Below are 17,108 nucleotides of genomic sequence, written 5' to 3' on the forward strand. Positions count from 1 at the left end.
ACGCGCAGAGGGCATGATCAGCATGTGAGTTTCCTCACGAATCAGAGGGCGAATCGGTCAATCCGGACTCGCGTTCCACCCCAACGAAACGGACATTGACCCCCTGAAGCCCTCATTCCGCTCCTGATCATGGCGACTGGGACACCCGGCACGGCTCGACGACTCGCGGGCTTACGCCCGAAATGGGCGAACTCACCTTCTACGGCTGGTAGTCCCGCACTCACATGGCGTCACCTACATCACGGCTCGGCCTACGGGCCTTGTTGGAGATCCTGTGCTGTGCTGGAATCTCACGGACCGCCGCAGGATCGAGCCGGCGCACAGGGGGCGCACAGTCGCGCCGAGTGGCGGCGAGAAGGGGGAGCCAGCGCCGGTCACTCACGACCACCACGGGGGCGAATTTCAGGGCGTCCCCAGAACGCCGACACCGTGCTCCGTCGTTTCAGGCGACGGGGTGCCTGGTCCAGAGGTTGCGACGCTAGTGCAGGGACGTTTCAAGAGGGATGGCAGCGCTTCGGCGGAGCCGGAGCCGCACGGCGGGACTGGCCCCGTGAAAGGCGGCCCCGCGCCCCAGCACGCCCAGAACCAGGGCCAGGCGGGCGACAGCGGTGAGCGCTCAGGGCGCCCCGGTGCATCGGCCCCCTCGGGGCCCGGAAGCCCTTCGCCGGCGCTGAAGCCGCCGACGGGGCCGACCGGCCCCGGGCCGCGAATAGCCCTGCGCAACTGGCGCATCTCCACGCGACTGGTGTCGCTGCTCGCCCTCCCGGTGGTCGCGGCCACCTCGCTGGGCGCGCTGCGTATCGACCAGTCCATGGACGACATCCAGCAGCTCGACAACATGAAGCTGCTGACCGACATGACCAAGCAGGCCACCGAGCTGTCGGCCGCGCTCCAGGAGGAGCGCGACCAGTCGGCCGGCCCGCTGGCGCACGGCGGCAAGGCGAGCGACTTCACGGTCAAGGGACTTCGCGAGAAGACCGACCGGGCGATGAAGAACTTCCTCGACAGTTCCGAGGAGATCGACGGCGCCAGCAAGGACGGCAACCTCAGAGGCGTCCGCGAGTACCTCGTGCAGCTCGCCGGCGAGCTGGGCGACCTGGAGCAGATCCGCAAGGGCGCCTACGCCTCCGAGGGCAACTCCACGCAGACCGTCGAGGCGTACCACCGTCTGATCGGGAACCTGATCGACCTCTCCCAGGACATGGCCGAGGCGACCAGCAACCCGGACATGATCCAGCGCACGCGTGCGCTCGCGGCGTTCTCCGCCGCGAAGGAGTACTCCTCGATCCAGCGCGCGGCCCTCGCGGCGGCACTGCCCGCGAGCAACACCACGACCGGCAAGCTCTCGCCGAACGACCGGCTCTACGCCGAGTCGGCCCTGGAGAGCCAGAAGTCCGAGATCCGCAGCTTCAAGAGCATCTACGGCGAGGACGCCGCGGCCGAGCTGCTGAAGCCCATCGAGGACGGCGGCAACTCCACGATCAAGGCGACCGACACCTACGCCGGCCGCGCCCTGGTCTCCGCGAGCGGTCTCGCCCAGCAGGACAAGCGGTCCTACCGTGACTGGCTGGACGACAGCTCCACCAAGATCCAGCAGATGAAGAACATCGAGCACACGCTGCTCGAGGAGATGGAACAGAAGGCCCGCGAGCTGCGCAGCGCCACCGAGCGCGACGCGATCATCTCCGGTGCCCTGATCCTGATCGTGCTCGGTGTGTCGCTGGTCGGCGCCTTCGTCGTGGCGCGGTCCATGATCCGCTCGCTGCGCCGCCTGGAGGACACCGCGACCAAGGTCGCCTCCGACCGTCTGCCCGAGCTGGTCAAGCAGCTGTCCGAGTCCGACCCGCAGGACGTCGACACCTCGGTCGAGTCGGTCGGTGTGCACTCCCGCGACGAGATCGGCCGAGTGGCCGCGGCCTTCGACGACGTGCACCGCGAGGCGGTCCGCCTCGCCGCCGAGCAGGCGCTGCTGCGGGGCAACGTCAACGCGATGTTCACCAACCTCTCGCGCCGCTCCCAGGGTCTGATCCAGCGCCAGCTGTCGCTCATCTCCGAGCTGGAGTCCCGCGAGGCCGACCCGGACCAGCTGTCCTCGCTGTTCAAGCTCGACCACCTCGCCACCCGCATGCGCCGTAACGGTGAGAACCTCCTCGTCCTCGCGGGTGAGGAGCCCGGCCGCCGCTGGACCCGCCCGGTCCCGCTGGTCGACGTGCTCCGCGCCGCCGCGTCCGAGGTGGAGCAGTACGAGCGCATCGAGCTGGCCTCGGTGCCGACCACCGAAGTGGCCGGCCGTGTGGTCAACGACCTCGTGCACCTGCTCGCCGAGCTGCTCGAGAACGCGACCTCCTTCTCCTCGCCGCAGACCAAGGTCAAGGTCACCGGTCACGCGCTGCCCGACGGCCGTGTGCTCATCGAGATCCACGACACCGGTATCGGTCTGTCGCCGGAGGACCTGGCCGCGATCAACGAGCGGCTCGCCTCTCCCCCGACGGTGGACGTCTCCGTCTCCCGCCGCATGGGTCTGTTCGTGGTCGGCCGGCTGTCCCAGCGGCACGGCATCCGCATCCAGCTGCGCCCGTCCGACTCCGGTGGTACGACCGCGCTGGTCATGCTGCCCGTCGACGTCGCCCAGGGCGGCCGCAAGCCCCAGCCCAAGCAGCCCGGTCAGCCGCCGTCCGGCGGCGGTCCGGCCGCCGCGCAGGCGGCCGCCGGCGCTGCCGCGGCGCGACGCGCGGCCGGTGCCGGCCAGGGGGCCGGTGCCCTCGGGGCCGGTGCGTCCGGCGGTGCCTTCGGCGGCGGTGCGTCCGGCGCCGGCCGGCTCGGTTCCGGTCAGGGGCCGCGGGCCGCACTGCCCGGGCGTGACGCCGACGGCGGCCGCCCGGGAGCGCCCGGTGGGGCGCGCGGACCGCAGGGTCCCGGAACCTCGCCGTTCGAGCAGGGTGGTCCCTCGCAGGGCCGTCCCGCTCCATCCGGCGCCGGGTTCGGCCAGCAGGCGCCGGGTGCCCCGCAGGGTCTGCACGCGGCGGGCACCGGCGGGCCGCAGGGCCAGGACGCCTTCGGCGGAGGCCGCAGCCGCAGCCGCAAGAAGCAGGGCGGTGCCTCCGAGCAGGGCGCGGGCCGCAGGCCGCAGCTGCCGCCGCGTGGCACTCCGCGCGCCGAGCTGCCCGGCGGTGACGCGCAGCAGCGCGTGCCGAGCTGGAGCGACGAGAACGCCCAGCCGCCGGCGCCGCGCGCCTCGCTGGACACCCCGCGCGGGCACGAGGAGCAGGACCTCTCCCGGACGTCGCCGCTGCCGCGCGTGGACGACCGTCAGGGTCCCGGCGCGACGGCGGAGATACCGGCCGTGCCGCGCGACAACGACCGGCAGGGCCTGGGCTCTCCGTCCGACTTCGGCGCTCCCCAGCACGCGGACCCGTTCGGCTCCGGCGCGAACGCGCCGCAGGGCCAGGGCCAGAGCCCGTTCGTCCGCCCGGACGTCTTCGGCTCCTCCGCCGGTCAGCACGACGCGTCGTCCCCGACGGGCCAGTACCCGGCACAGCAGTCCTACGACAACGGGTCGACGGGTCAGTACCCGGCGCCCCGCCAGGACAACGGCTCCACCGGCCAGTACCCGGTGCCCCGCCAGGGCAACGGCAACCAGTACCCGGCCCAGCGTCAGGACAACGGCTCGACGGGTCAGTACCCGGCGCCCCGTCAGGACAACGGCTCCACCGGCCAGTACGCGGCGCCTCGCCAGGACAACGGCTCCGGGCGGCCCGGCCTCCCGGGTCCGGCCGACGTCGGTGCCCCGCGTCCGCCCGCCCCGCAGGCCCGTCCGGTCCGGCAGGAGCCCGAGGCTCTGCCGCCGGCGTCCGGTCCGGGCGACGGTCGTACGCCGCTGTACGACACGCTGGAGACCAACTGGTTCCACGGCCAGCAGGAACAGCAGCAGTCGCAGTCGCAGAACAACGGCTCCGCGCCGGCTGCCCCGCAGCAACCGCAGGGACCCACCGGTCCGCAGCGGTCCGCCGCCCCCGCCGGGTGGCGCACCTCGCCGAACGACGACCTCGTCCGCCAGGCCGAGCGCGTCCGCCAGCCCGCCGCGGGTGGTATCACCACCTCCGGTCTGCCGCGCCGGGTCCCCCGGGCCAACCTCGTCCCGGGCACGGCGCAGCAGCAAACCCACCAGAGCGGTCCGCAGGTCTCGCGTGCGCCCGATGACGTGCGCGGCCGGCTGACCAATCTCCGTCGGGGAATCGCACAGGGTCGTCAGGCCGGGTCCACCCAGACCGGTAGCCACCCACGGCCCACTCACCAGCAGGAGCGTTAGTTGAGTCCGATGAGCCAGGCGGCACAGAATCTCAACTGGTTGATCACCAACTTCGTGGACAACACCCCCGGGGTGTCCCACACCGTCGTCGTGTCCGCCGACGGCCTCCTCCTGGCGCTGTCGGAGGGCTTCCCGCGCGACCGCGCGGACCAGCTCGCGGCCGTCGCCTCGGGCCTGACGTCCCTGACGGCAGGCGCTTCCCGGATCTTCGAGGGCGGTGAGGTGGCGCAGACGGTGGTGGAGATGGAACGCGGATTTCTCTTCCTCATGTCCGTCTCCGACGGCTCGTCGCTGGCCGTCCTCGCCCACCCGGAGTGCGACATCGGCCTCGTCGGCTACGAGATGGCCCTCCTGGTCGACCGCGCGGGCGCGGTCCTCACCCCTGACCTGCGGGCTGAGCTCCAAGGCAGTCTGCTCCACTGATCGGCCCCGGCACCACCCGTCTCACCACATCACCGTCCGGCCGCCACATCCCCCACACAGGCCCCGTCAGACGGCTTGTTGACCGACTTGCTGTCCCGCCCGGAGGACCCATGACCCCGCCCACCGCCTCTCATGATCCGTACGCGGAGCCGTACGAGGACGAGGGCGACCAGCCGCTGGTAAGGCCGTACGCCATGACCGGTGGCCGGACGCGGCCGCGCTACCAGCTGGCCATCGAGGCACTGATCAGTACGACCGCGGACCCCGCCGCGCTCATGGGGCTGCTCCCGGAGCACCAGCGGATCTGCCACCTGTGCCGTGAGGTCAAGTCGGTGGCCGAGGTGTCCGCCCTGCTCAACATGCCGCTGGGCGTGGCCCGGATCCTGGTCGCGGACCTCGCCGAGGCCGGTCTCGTCGCGATCCACCAGCCGGGCGGCGACGACGCCACCGGCGCACCGGACGTGACACTGCTCGAAAGGGTGCTCAGTGGACTTCGCAAGCTCTGACGCGGGGCGGTCCACCACCTCCGCGAAGATCGTGGTGGCCGGTGGTTTCGGCGTCGGCAAGACCACGTTCGTGGGTGCCGTCTCGGAGATCAACCCGCTGCGCACCGAGGCCGTCATGACGTCCGCTTCGGCGGGCATCGACGACCTCACCCACACCGGGGACAAGACCACCACCACGGTGGCCATGGACTTCGGCCGTATCACCCTGGACCAGGACCTGATCCTGTACCTGTTCGGTACGCCCGGCCAGGACCGCTTCTGGTTCATGTGGGACGACCTGGTGCGCGGTGCCATCGGCGCGGTGGTGCTCGTGGACACCCGGCGCCTGGCCGACTGCTTCCCGGCCGTGGACTACTTCGAGAACAGCGGCCTGCCGTTCGTCGTCGCGCTGAACGGCTTCGACGGCCAGCAGCCCTACCAGCCCGAAGAGGTGCGCGAGGCACTGCAGATCGGTCCCGACACCCCGATCATCACGACGGACGCCCGGCACCGGTCCGATGCGAAGAGTGCCCTGATCACGCTGGTCGAGCACGCTTTGATGGCACGGCTGAGGTAGCACCCAATTCTGAGGCGTCATACGGCAGTTGTCGTAGATACACCGGAGCCGACTGTGTCCTTTGACACGGTCGGCCAAGGTGTTCATAACGTTTCGGCAGAGGAATCGGGTGGTATGGCCACGCGTCGCGCACATCCGGTCTCGCTGCGCGCACAATCGCCCCGCCTTTTGGCGGGGCTCGCTCTTTATGACCGTTTTATCTGGGGCTTACATCACCTCGATCACCCGCCTCGGACTGTTTGGAAGAGCGCAGGTCGTCGTGCTGGAATGCCTGAACTGCCCAATAGTCAATGACGTACTCGTCCGTCGCCGGCGACTTGGGCTCTGAACACTGCGGCACAACGTTGGTGCCGACCGCCGAGAGGTTGTTGGTCGAGTGAGGCGAAGCAAGAACAGTCCCGAGCCGTCGGCCCGGGGCAACTTCACCCCGCCGCCGCGCACAGCGGCGCCCGCCCCCGTGCCCGGTTCGGAACCGACGGCCGCGCCCACCGAGAGCGCCGGCCGTCTCTCCCCGCGCAACTGGCGCGTGGCGACCAGGCTGAACGCGATCCTGCTCATACCCGTGGTGGTCGGCCTCGTCATGGGCGGCTTCCAGGTGAAGAGCTCGATCGACACCTGGCAGGAGGCCGAGGACGCGGAGAACACCGCGCGCCTGGTCCGCGCGTCGCTGCTCTACGCCAACGCCCTCTACAACGAACGCGACATCACCGCCGCCCCGCTGCTCCAGGGCAAGGGTCAGGACGACAAGACCGTCGTCGACGCACGCAAGCTGACCGACAAGGCCGCCGACGAGTTCGACGCCGCCGCGCAGGACATGCCGGGCAAGCCGGGCCTGGAGCGCCGGCTGGACCTGTTCCGCAAGGCGGAGCCGAAGCTGGCCACCCTGCGCCAGGTCGCCTACACCTCCAAGCTCAAGGGCGTCCAGACCGAAGAGGGCTACGTCGAGGTCGCCCACCCGCTGACGGAGTTCGCCAACGAGCTCGGCCTCGGCACCGGCAACATCACCAGCTACGGCCGGACCGTCTACGCCATGGAGCTGACCAAGGCGGCCCTGTCGCTGCAGCGCTCGATCGGCATGCACATCCTGGTCAAGCCGGGCCCCGATGACGGCAACCTGGCCAGCCAGCGCATCGCCCTGTCCTCGTACGCCTACCTCGAGCGCATCGCCGTGCAGGAGTACATCGGCGGTGGCACCGAGCAGGACGCGGCCAAGCTCAAGACGGCCGAGGCCAAGATCAAGGCCGACGGTGCCGCGATGGCCCGCGAGGCCAAGGCCAAGAACCCCGACTACGTCCCGCCGCCGGCCAACCCGACGTCGATGATCTCGGCCGTGGCGACGCTGCCGAGCACGGACGCGAGCGCTCGTGCCGCACTCGCCCAGAAGGGCATCACCGCCGAGAACTGGTGGGCGGTCAACACGCTCAAGTTCAACGCGTACGAGAAGATCGAGACGGACATGGCCGACAAGGCCGTGAGCGAAGCGTCCGACATCGCCGACGACGCCCAGCGTGACGCCTACATCACCGGTGCCGCCGTCGTGGTCGCCCTGCTCCTGGCCTTCATCCTGGCCGGCGCGGTCGCCCGCCAGATGAGCCGCTCGATGCGCCAGCTGCGCAACGCCGCCTTCGGCATCGCCGAGCAGCGTCTGCCGATGCTGGTCGACCAGCTCTCCCGCACCGACCCCGGCCGGGTCGACACCCGCGTCGCCCCCATCCCGATCTCCACCACGGACGAGATCGGCGAGGTCGCCCGCGCCTTCGACCAGGTCCACCGCGAGGCCGTGCGGCTCGCCGCCGAGCAGGCCCTGCTGCGGGGCAACATCAACGCGATCTTCACCAACCTGTCGCGCCGCAACCAGTCGCTGATCGAGGGCCAGCTGACCCTGATCACCGACCTGGAGAACAACGAGGCCGACCCGGACCAGCTGGAGAACCTCTTCCGCCTGGACCACCTCGCGACCCGTATGCGCCGCAACGGCGAGAACCTCCTGGTCCTCGCCGGCGAGGAGCCCGGCCGCCGCTGGGACCAGCCGGTGCCGCTGGTCGACGTGCTGCGCGCCGCCTCCTCCGAGGTGGAGCAGTACGAGCGCATCGAGCTCTCCGGCGTCCCGGAGGCCGAGATCCACGGCCGCGCCGTGACCGACCTCGTGCACCTGCTCGCCGAGCTGCTGGAGAACGCCACGACGTTCTCCTCCCCGCAGACCAAGGTCCGCGTCACCGCGACCCGTCTCCCCGACGGCCGTGTGATGATCGAGATCCACGACAAGGGCATCGGCCTGACCGCCGAGGACTTCGCGGACATCAACCACAAGCTGGCCAACCCGCCGACCGTGGACGCCGCGATCTCGCAGCGCATGGGCCTGTTCGTGGTCGGCCGGCTGTCCGACCGGCACGGCATCCGCGTCCAGCTGCGCCCCTCGGGCGAGCAGGCCGGCACCACCTCGCTGGTCATGCTGCCGGACGCCATCACCCACGGTGGTGGCGGTGAGCAGCACGTGGACCGCGACGAGTTCACCGTCTCGCAGATCATCCCGGAGCAGAACTTCGGCGGCGGTGAGAACTTCAACCAGCAGCCCATGCGCACGGCCGCGGAACTCGGCTTCGACGACAGCCGCTACTCCGACGTCCCCGACGACATACGGGAGCTGGACCCCGTCGGCCGCTCCCTGATGCGCGAGGAGCGCCGGGCGGCCCTGGAGTCCCAGTCGCACGAACAGCCCGCGCTGCCCGGCCAGAGCAGTCAGGATTCCGGCCAGGCGACCGGCTACCGCGACGAGTACCACGGGCACAACGGGCAGCAGGGCTACGACGCCGGGCAGGCCTACGACACCGGCCAGAGCGGCTACCCGGAGCAGCAGCAGTCCGCGTACGACCGCCAGGCGCCGTACGAGCAGCAGCAGGGGTCGTACGAGGAGCAGCAGCACACGGCGTACGAGGAGCCGCAGCAGCCTGCTTACGACGAGCAGTACTACGCGCCGAACGGCGGCCTGCCGCAGAACGACACCTTCTCGCCCAACGGCGGCTACCCGGAGCCCTCCTATGCGGAGCCGGCCCAGGAGGAGCCCTCGGAGCAGGGTGCGGGCACGGCGGGTGGTTTCGCCGCGTTCGAGCAGCGCCGTCACCAGGACGACTGGCCGCAGCAGGACGGCTACCGCAACGGCTACCCGAGCCAGTACCCTTCTCAGGCCCCGGAAACGGAATCTGCGCAGGCCGCTGACGCAAGTGAGCAGGACCGCGTAGGCTTCGACCGTCCGGGATCGAGCCCCTCCGCCGCTCACACGATGACCGACGCCGGGCTTCCCCGCCGTGGATCCACCGCGAGCGGTGCGAACGGCACGGGTGGCGCACGGCATGTGAGCCAGGAGCCGCCGGCCTCCGCTTCGGAGAGCAACGGCGACGACTGGCGCTCGGCCAACGACGAGCGGTGGCAGCAGGCCTCGCAGCTCCGGAAGCCCAAGGCGGGCGGGGTCACCTCCTCCGGCCTGCCGAGGCGGGTACCCAAGGCGAACCTGATCGAGGGTGCCGCCGAAAGCACCCCTCAGGGAGGCCCACAGGTCTCCCGCGCCCCGGAGGACGTCCGGGGCAGGCTGAGCAACCTGCGACGGGGCGTCCAGCGCGGACGCAGCGCAGGCAGTGAAACGAACGGCCAGGGCTTCGGTCCTGACAGCACCTACAACCAGGAGCGTTAGTGTGAGCCCGATGAGCCAGGCGGCACAGAACCTGAACTGGTTGATCACCAACTTCGTGGACAACACCCCGGGGGTGTCCCACACGGTGGTGGTCTCCGCCGACGGACTCCTTCTGGCGATGTCCGAAGGCTTCCCCCGCGACCGCGCCGACCAGCTCGCGGCCGTCGCCTCCGGTCTGACGTCTCTGACGGCAGGCGCCTCCCGGATCTTCGAGGGCGGCAGCGTGAATCAGACGGTTGTGGAGATGGAGCGGGGATTCCTGTTCATCATGTCCATCTCCGACGGATCATCGCTCGCGGTTCTCGCACACCCGGAGGCGGACATCGGCCTCATCGGGTACGAGATGGCGCTGTTGGTCGACCGAGCCGGTACGGTCCTGACACCGGACCTTCGTGCAGAGCTCCAGGGGAGCCTGCTCAACTAGTAGACGGACGGTGCGTTTTGGCGTCCCGTGGCCGTAAGGTTTCGGGACGCGGCTCCACAGCGATGGGTGCCAGGCACAGTCGGAGGAGGAGAAAGTGGCAACACCCCCAGGCGGTTCGTCTTCGGGCAACTGGTCGTACGGCCCTGCCCAGGGCCAGGGCGACGGTGGTCAGAACCCGAACCGTTACAACTTCCCCTCCGCACCCAGCCACCGGCAGCCATACGCGCCGCAGGGCCCCGGCCCGTCGCCGTACGACCAGCCGTCGGCCCCGCGCATCCAGCCCGTGCAGCCGCAGCGCCGCACCCCCGAGCCGGCGCCCGCCGGGGCGTCGAACAACCCCCTGGTGCGTCCGTACGCCATGACCGGCGGCCGGACCCGCCCGCGCTACCAGCTCGCCATCGAGGCGCTGGTGCACACCACTGCGCAGCCGCACCAGATGCAGGGCCAGTTGCCCGAGCATCAGCGGATCTGCAACCTCTGCCGGGAGATCAAGTCGGTCGCCGAGATCTCGGCGCTCCTCACGATCCCTCTCGGCGTGGCCAGGATCCTCGTCGCCGACTTGGCGGAGGCGGGACTGGTCGCCATCCATCAGCCCGGCGGCGACGAGAACGCCGGCGGCCAGCCAGACGTGACACTGCTCGAAAGGGTGCTCAGTGGACTTCGCAAGCTCTAGCGGAGGGCCTTCCCGCTCCACCACGTCCGCGAAGATCGTGGTGGCTGGCGGCTTCGGCGTGGGCAAGACCACGTTCGTGGGTGCCGTCTCGGAGATCAACCCGCTGCGCACCGAGGCCGTCATGACGTCCGCTTCGGCGGGCATCGACGACCTCACCCACACCGGGGACAAGACCACCACCACGGTGGCCATGGACTTCGGCCGTATCACCCTGGACCAGGACCTGATCCTGTACCTGTTCGGTACGCCCGGTCAGGACCGCTTCTGGTTCATGTGGGACGACCTGGTGCGCGGCGCCATCGGCGCGATCGTGCTGGTCGACACGAGGAGGCTCGCCGACTGCTTCCCCGCCGTCGACTACTTCGAGAACTCGGGCCTGCCGTTCGTCATCGCGCTGAACGGCTTCGACGGCCAGCAGCCGTACACGCCGGACGAGGTCCGGGAAGCCCTCCAGATCGGTCCTGACACCCCGATCATCACGACGGACGCGCGGCACCGGGCCGATGCGAAGTCGGCGCTGATCACGCTGGTGGAACACGCTCTGATGGCGCGCCTGCGCTGATCCAAGCTGTGGGACAGCCCCCGACGGCCAGTGCGCTGCCGGGGGCTGTTGCGTGCCGTGTGCGGGTCGCGGGGGCTGGTCGCGCAGTTCCACGCGCCCCCAAAAAAAGCAGGCCCCTCTACGAGGGGCCTGCTTTTCGGTTCTGTGCTCAGCGCCAGCTGTGCGGGGCGCGGAAGCCGGGCTCGCGCTCCAGGCGGCGCCAGCCTGCCTTGATGCGGCCTCGGTGGGCCGGGGTCGGGTCCGTGGGGCGGGCGGCGGCGCGGGCCAGGAGGATGGCCGTGATGGCGGCGACCTCCTCGGGCTCGGCGTGGCCCTTCTCGACGCGGATGTCAGGCGATTCCATGGGTGTCAGTCTCCGTGAGGAAGATGTCCGCCGGGTTACTGCGGCGGGTTGCCGTGCTTGCGGGACGGCAGGTCCGCGTGCTTGGTCTGGAGCATCGCGAGGGACTTGATGAGCACCTCGCGGGTCTCGGCGGGGTCGATGACGTCGTCGACCAGGCCGCGCTCGGCCGCGTAGTAGGGGTGCATCAGCTCGGACTTGTACTCCTTGACCATGCGGGCCCGCATGGCCTCGGGGTCCTCGGCGTCGGCGATCTGGCGGCGGAAGATGACGTTGGCCGCACCCTCCGCTCCCATGACGGCGATCTCGTTCGTCGGCCACGCGTAGGTGAGGTCGGCACCGATGGACTGGCTGTCCATGACGATGTACGCACCTCCGTAGGCCTTGCGCAGGATCAACGAGATCCTCGGCACGGTCGCGTTGCAGTAGGCGTAGAGGAGCTTCGCGCCGTGGCGGATGATGCCACCGTGCTCCTGGTCGACGCCCGGGAGGAAGCCGGGGACGTCCAGAAGAGTGATGATCGGGATGTTGAACGCGTCGCACATCTGCACGAAGCGGGCCGCCTTCTCGGAGGCCTCGATGTCCAGCACGCCCGCCAGGGCCTGCGGCTGGTTCGCCACGATGCCGACGACCTGGCCGTCCATCCGGCCGAGCGCGCAGATGATGTTGCGGGCCCAGCGCTCGTGGACCTCCAGGTAGTCGCCGTCGTCGACGATCTCCTCGATGACCTTGGCCATGTCGTAGGGCCGGTTGCCGTCCGCCGGGACCAGGTCCAGGAGGACGTCCGAGCGGCGGTCGGCCGCGTCCGAGGACTCGGTGCGGGGCGGGTTCTCGCGGTTGTTCTGCGGGAGCAGCGAGAGGAGGTAGCGGACCTCGGCGATGCAGGTCTCTTCGTCGTCGTAGGCGAAGTGGCAGACGCCGGACGTCTCGGCGTGGACGTCGGCGCCGCCCAGGCCGTTCTGGGTGATCTCCTCGCCGGTGACCGCCTTGACGACGTCCGGGCCGGTGATGAACATCTGCGACGTCTCGCGGACCATGAAGACGAAGTCGGTGAGGGCGGGGCTGTAGGCCGCGCCGCCGGCGCACGGGCCGAGCATGACCGAGATCTGCGGGATGACGCCCGAGGCCTTGGTGTTGCGCTGGAAGATGCCGCCGTAGCCGGCGAGGGCCGAGACGCCCTCCTGGATGCGGGCGCCGGCGCCGTCGTTCAGCGACACCAGCGGGGCACCGGCCGCGATGGCCATGTCCATGATTTTGTGGATCTTCGTGGCGTGGGCCTCGCCCAGGGCGCCGCCGAAGATGCGGAAGTCGTGCGCGTAGACGAAGACCGTGCGGCCTTCCACCGTGCCCCAGCCGGTGATGACACCGTCGGTGTACGGCTTCTTGGCCTCCAGGCCGAAGCCCGTGGCGCGGTGCCGGCGCAGCTGCTCGACCTCCCGGAAGGACTCCGGGTCGAGGAGGAGTTCGATGCGCTCGCGCGCCGTCAGCTTGCCCTTGGCGTGCTGCGCCGCGGTCGCCTTCTCGCTCGGTCCGGCCACCGCCTGCGCACGGATCTCGTGCAGTTCGGCCACGCGTCCACGCGCGTCGGTCGGCTCACCCGGCGCCTCATCCAAAACGGTCATGTAGCGACCATACGAAGCCGAGCGAGAAATCCGGGCCGTCGACTCCTCACAGTCTCCGGCGTGTTTTCCTGGTACCCCTGAACAGAACCGTGGCGGAGTGCAGCCTTTCCGACTGCTCAGCGGGCGTGTCGCTTGTAAGGGTCGAACAAAACCGTCAGGCGAGAGTCACCTCACAGATATGCGTGGCGCATGCCTCCCCCGGGGTGACGCGCACGCGCAGCCGGCGGCCTGTGGAGAGCACCTCGACGGTGTCGTCCAGGCGGTCGACCCGCCGGACCGGGCGGTCCCAGGTGATCTCCAGGGGCGCGCCCGTGCGGGGCGGTTCGCTCACGCAGAGGGTAGCGGTGCGGCCCCGGACGACGGTCAGCACGCTCGCGGCGTCGGACGCGGTGAGCGGGCCCGCGGTGCCCGCGGTCCAGAAGTTCGCGGCCGTGCAGCCCAGGGACGGCACGGTGACCGCCTGGCGGTGCGGATCGTTGGCGAGCATCGACAGCCAGTGACGGTCGGCGGCGCGCCGGGCGACCGCCGGGCGGGACGCCCCGGGCATGAGGACATAGGCGTACGTGGCGTCCTCGGGGTCGGTGCCGTGGTCGAGCCAGAGGGTCTGCCAGCGGCGGGTGCGCCGCTCCGGCGTGCCGCCGGTGTTGATGTCGGACCAGGCGCCGGTGCGGTCCTCGCGCAGCGCCCTCAGCTCGCCGTCGAGCACCAGCCAGCCGCCGTGGTCCTCCAGGTGGGCCCACCTCGGTCCCTTCACGAAGCGCTGGGTGCCGTTCGCGCCGAGGTTGCGGTTGTCGACGACCGTCTCGACCGGGACGCCGTCGGCACAGGTGATCCCGGCGCCCAGGCAGATCACCGCGTCCGCGACGCAGAACCAGGACTTGCGGGCCTCCAGGGTGGAGCCGAGGCCCTTGAGGTGCTGGCCGAGCGCCGCATGGGTGCCGTCGGTGGTGCCGCCGACCCAGCGCGCGTCCGGGCGGGCGGTGCCCCACTCGCCTCCTTCGCGGTCGGCGAGCCGCTTGGTGGAGACGGTGGTGCCGGGCAGCCGGTACCAGTCGACGGTAGGCCAGAACCAGTCCGTGTACTGGTCGCCGGTGCCCTCGGCCCACCAGCTGACCATGCCCGCGCCGGTGTGCCAGCCGCGGGGGTTCTCGCCGTTGCCGCACTCGTAGTGGGCGATGCGGTCGCTGGCCATGGCGATGTTCACGGTGAGGCCGGGGCCGCGGTGGACGGCGCGGTCCATGGCGGCGAACAGGTGGTGTCCGGTGGGTTCGGGCGCGGCCGGGCCGGGTGCGGCGGCGACGGCGTGCAGCCGGGCCAGGTCGGCGACACCGAACTGGGGGGACGTCAGGAGAGGGCTGACGGTGTCCCGTTCGATCCAGCCCTTGATGCGGGCGTGCCAGCGGTCGCGTTCCGCCGGGCTCGCGCAGGTGGCGAGGAGGGCGACGGCCGCGATGAGCTGGTGGCCGTGGTAGTGGTCGCCGCGCAGGATCCCGCGGTCGTCGGTGGTGAGGTGACCGCGGCTGATGGCCCGCCCGTTGACGCTGTCCATGACCAGTCCGTCGTGGAGGAGCGGCGCGTAGGCCCGCTCGACGCTGTCGAGGACGATCTGCCGGCCGGGGTCGGTGACCTCCCAGTCGGATCCGGCGAGCAGGGCGAAGAGGCGGCCGAGCCCGTCGAGCACGACCTGGCCGTAGGTGCCCGAGTAGGCGACCCAGGTGTGCTGGACGAAGGAGCCGTCGGCGTAGAGGCCGTCGCCCCGGGTGACGTACGGGAAGACCGGGGAGAGCGCGTCCCGGGCCAGGGCGATCTTGGCGGGGTCACGGCCGAGGACGCCGCGCAGGGCGACGGAGCGGCACAGGTCGACGCGGTTGGCGCCGGTGGAGGTGCCGCTGTAGTCGCCGAGGGCCGCGTCGGGGACGAAGTGGTCCACGGCGGCGCAGGCGGCGTCGACGCGGGTCCGGCCCAGTTCCTCGTACAGCGCGGCCGTGATGTCCATCAGCAGGCGGGGGCTGCCGATCTGCCACTCCCACCAGTTGCCGTAGGGGGTGGTGGCGGGGTGGTAGACGGTGGCGGAGAGGTGGTCGAGGCCGCGCAGGATGCCGGCGAGGAGGCCGGGGTCGGCGGTCGAGCCGGTGCCCTGCTGGACGTAGGCCCGGGTCATGGTCCACAGGCGCGCGTAGCCGAGGGTGATGCCGGCCGGGGGGTCGAAGGGGTGGCCGGGCCAGAGGGAGTTCGCCGTGGGGACCATGCTCGCGTGCAGGGCGCGGGCGAGTGCGCCGGTCTCGGCGAGCCGGGCGGCGTAGGGCTCGGCCGCCGGGTCGTAGCCGGTGCCGAGGGAGATGCCGAGCCAACGGCGGCGAAGGGTGTTGTATCGGTCGCCCGGCGGGTCGGCGTTCGGCCCCGCGGGCGCCGCGCCCCCGGTCGCCGCGAGGGCCGCGGCCGCCAGCAGCAGGGCACGGCGGCCGGGCCGGAACGAGGCGGCGGCCCCGGCCGTGCGGTGGGGGCCGAAGCGATGCTGGGGAGTCATGCCCATGCCCTACCACGGGGAGGCGCTCACCTGAACGGTGGATCAGGCCGGAGTGACCGGAACGGCGGAACGGCAGCACGGCAGGGCGGGTGGCCGCACGAATCCGGCCGGAGCGGCGGTACGGATGACCCACGGCAGCACGGGTGGCGCCACGAGTCCGGCTCGGGGCGACGAAGGCCCCGCACGACTCGGCCGAAGCGGCTGAGCAGGCGGCGGTGCTGCCGCGCAGGCGGATCAGCGACCTCGCATGCAGGCCCGGTCGGCCGGCACGGACACGACGGCTCAGCCGAAGCGGTTGAGCAGGCGGCGGTACAGGCCCGGTGCGAGGCCTCGGACCCGGCCGGGGACGGTCAGCCAGGCGGGGACGTAGGCCTCGTCGCGTTCCTCCCGGACGGCCTCCCAGATGGTGCCGGCGACGCAGCCCGGCGAGAGCAGTCCGGTGCGGGTGCCGTCGTAGGGCCTGCCGCGGCGGGTGTGGAAGGCCGTGTCGACGGCTCCGGGGACGACGAGGGTGACGCCCACGCCCGTGCCCCGCAGCTCCTGGCGCAGCGCCTCGGCGAACGCGGCCAGGCCGGCCTTGGCGGCGGAGTACACCGCCTCCTCCCGCAGGCCCACGCAGCCCGCGACCGAGCCGAGCAGCACCACACGGCCCCGCCCGGCCGCGATCATGGAGGGCAGGACCTCCCGCACCAGGTGCAGCGTGGCGTTGAGGTCGAGGCTCAGCACCCGGTCGATGTCGGTGTGCGGCATGGCGGTGAAGGGGCCCGTCCAGCCCATGCCCGCCCCGGCGACCAGGACGTCGATGCGGCCGGTGGTGTGCAGCGCGGACTGGGCCAGCAGGCGCGGCCCGTCCGGGGCGGCGAGGTCGGCGGGCAGCACGACGGCCGAGGTGCCGGAGGCCGTCTGCTCCAGCCGGTTCCGGTCGCGGCCGCTGAGAAGCAGCTGCCAGCCGTCCATCGCGAACCGCCGGGCCGTGGCCGCCCCGATGCCGGAGGAGGCGCCGGTGACCAGGGCCACGCGCCGGTCGAGACGTCGCGGTGGCCCGTACTGGTGCACCCGGGCGGGTACGGGGGCCGTGGAGCGGCGCGGGGCGGGATCCGCCGGTGGGTCGTGGGCCGAGCCGGAGCCGGTGAGTGTCACGAGTCGCTCTCCCCTGCGCTGTGCGTCCGCCGTGGTCTCGTCTGTCTCCATGCGCTCCCTTGACACGGAACCCCCTCTCGCCGGACACCGCCACCGCACCGGGCACCGGCCGTGGCCCGACGCCCCGCGCGCGAGGGGCCGCGTCCCCTGGGCCGACCGGCGCGGGGCCACCGCGCACGACGTCGACGGGTGCACCCGCGCGAGCCGCGGGATTGCGCCATGCGGCGGAACGAGAGGCGTGCTGCTGACGCGGAGCTGAGAACCTTCCCCGAAGATGTTGAACATTGAACGGAATAGGTCTACGGTGGGTCGCGTTGGAGTAGTTAAAGATTCAACAT

12 protein-coding genes are annotated in these 17,108 nt (G+C 71.2%); 8 read left to right on the forward strand and 4 right to left on the reverse strand.

From position 1 onward, the window contains the following. The first annotated feature begins 481 nt into the window (after window positions 1-481). From ACFZDI_RS00770 to ACFZDI_RS00805, 8 genes are all read left to right on the forward strand, one after another. On the forward strand, window positions 482-4,309 hold the full coding sequence (locus tag ACFZDI_RS00770; protein ID WP_391246880.1) for a nitrate- and nitrite sensing domain-containing protein: 3,828 nt from the start codon (window positions 482-484) through the stop codon (window positions 4,307-4,309). Between the two features lie 9 nt (window positions 4,310-4,318). Next, window positions 4,319-4,732, forward strand: coding sequence for a roadblock/LC7 domain-containing protein (locus ACFZDI_RS00775; RefSeq protein ID WP_031138073.1), 414 nt, complete (start codon window positions 4,319-4,321; stop codon window positions 4,730-4,732). A 110-nt stretch (window positions 4,733-4,842) separates the two neighbouring features. Then, a complete protein-coding gene (locus ACFZDI_RS00780) occupies window positions 4,843-5,238 on the forward strand; it encodes a DUF742 domain-containing protein (protein ID WP_030851927.1) in 396 nt (131 codons plus the stop codon). Further along, the gene (locus tag ACFZDI_RS00785) at window positions 5,219-5,794 is read left to right on the forward strand and encodes an ATP/GTP-binding protein (protein ID WP_097220936.1); all 576 of its coding nucleotides are present in this window, start codon (window positions 5,219-5,221) and stop codon (window positions 5,792-5,794) included. Before ACFZDI_RS00780 ends, ACFZDI_RS00785 begins: the two co-directional genes overlap by 20 nt. Before the next feature lie 376 nt (window positions 5,795-6,170). After that, window positions 6,171-9,482 (forward strand): nitrate- and nitrite sensing domain-containing protein, encoded by a 3,312-nt coding sequence (locus ACFZDI_RS00790; RefSeq protein ID WP_391246882.1) that lies wholly within the window; start codon window positions 6,171-6,173, stop codon window positions 9,480-9,482. Between the two features lie 10 nt (window positions 9,483-9,492). Next, window positions 9,493-9,906 carry a roadblock/LC7 domain-containing protein gene (locus tag ACFZDI_RS00795; protein ID WP_004983065.1) on the forward strand — a complete coding sequence of 138 codons (414 nt, stop codon included), beginning with the start codon at window positions 9,493-9,495 and terminating at the stop codon, window positions 9,904-9,906. A gap of 94 nt (window positions 9,907-10,000) precedes the next feature. Further along, window positions 10,001-10,579 (forward strand): DUF742 domain-containing protein, encoded by a 579-nt coding sequence (locus ACFZDI_RS00800; protein WP_114255510.1) that lies wholly within the window; start codon window positions 10,001-10,003, stop codon window positions 10,577-10,579. Then, entirely contained in the window at window positions 10,560-11,141 is a 582-nt protein-coding gene (locus ACFZDI_RS00805; RefSeq protein ID WP_014675207.1) for an ATP/GTP-binding protein, read from the forward strand. The genes ACFZDI_RS00800 and ACFZDI_RS00805 overlap by 20 nt, the downstream gene beginning before the upstream one ends. A 148-nt stretch (window positions 11,142-11,289) precedes the next feature. Here the strand turns inward: ACFZDI_RS00805 and ACFZDI_RS00810 are convergent, their stop codons facing one another. From ACFZDI_RS00810 to ACFZDI_RS00825, 4 genes are all read right to left on the reverse strand, one after another. Then, on the reverse strand, window positions 11,290-11,484 hold the full coding sequence (locus ACFZDI_RS00810; RefSeq protein WP_030851540.1) for an acyl-CoA carboxylase subunit epsilon: 195 nt from the start codon (window positions 11,482-11,484) through the stop codon (window positions 11,290-11,292). A gap of 35 nt (window positions 11,485-11,519) precedes the next feature. Further along, window positions 11,520-13,103 carry an acyl-CoA carboxylase subunit beta gene (locus ACFZDI_RS00815; RefSeq protein ID WP_234848404.1) on the reverse strand — a complete coding sequence of 528 codons (1,584 nt, stop codon included), beginning with the start codon at window positions 13,101-13,103 and terminating at the stop codon, window positions 11,520-11,522. A gap of 154 nt (window positions 13,104-13,257) precedes the next feature. Further along, window positions 13,258-15,630: a polysaccharide lyase family 8 super-sandwich domain-containing protein gene (locus tag ACFZDI_RS00820; RefSeq protein WP_391246885.1), complete on the reverse strand. Its 2,373-nt coding sequence runs from the start codon at window positions 15,628-15,630 to the stop codon at window positions 13,258-13,260. A 282-nt stretch (window positions 15,631-15,912) separates the two neighbouring features. Further along, a complete protein-coding gene (locus ACFZDI_RS00825; protein ID WP_234848419.1) occupies window positions 15,913-16,770 on the reverse strand; it encodes an SDR family oxidoreductase in 858 nt (285 codons plus the stop codon). Window positions 16,771-17,108 lie beyond the last annotated feature (338 nt).

Source organism: Streptomyces sp. NPDC007907 (assembly GCF_042959365.1).
Lineage (GTDB): Bacteria > Actinomycetota > Actinomycetes > Streptomycetales > Streptomycetaceae > Streptomyces > Streptomyces indiaensis.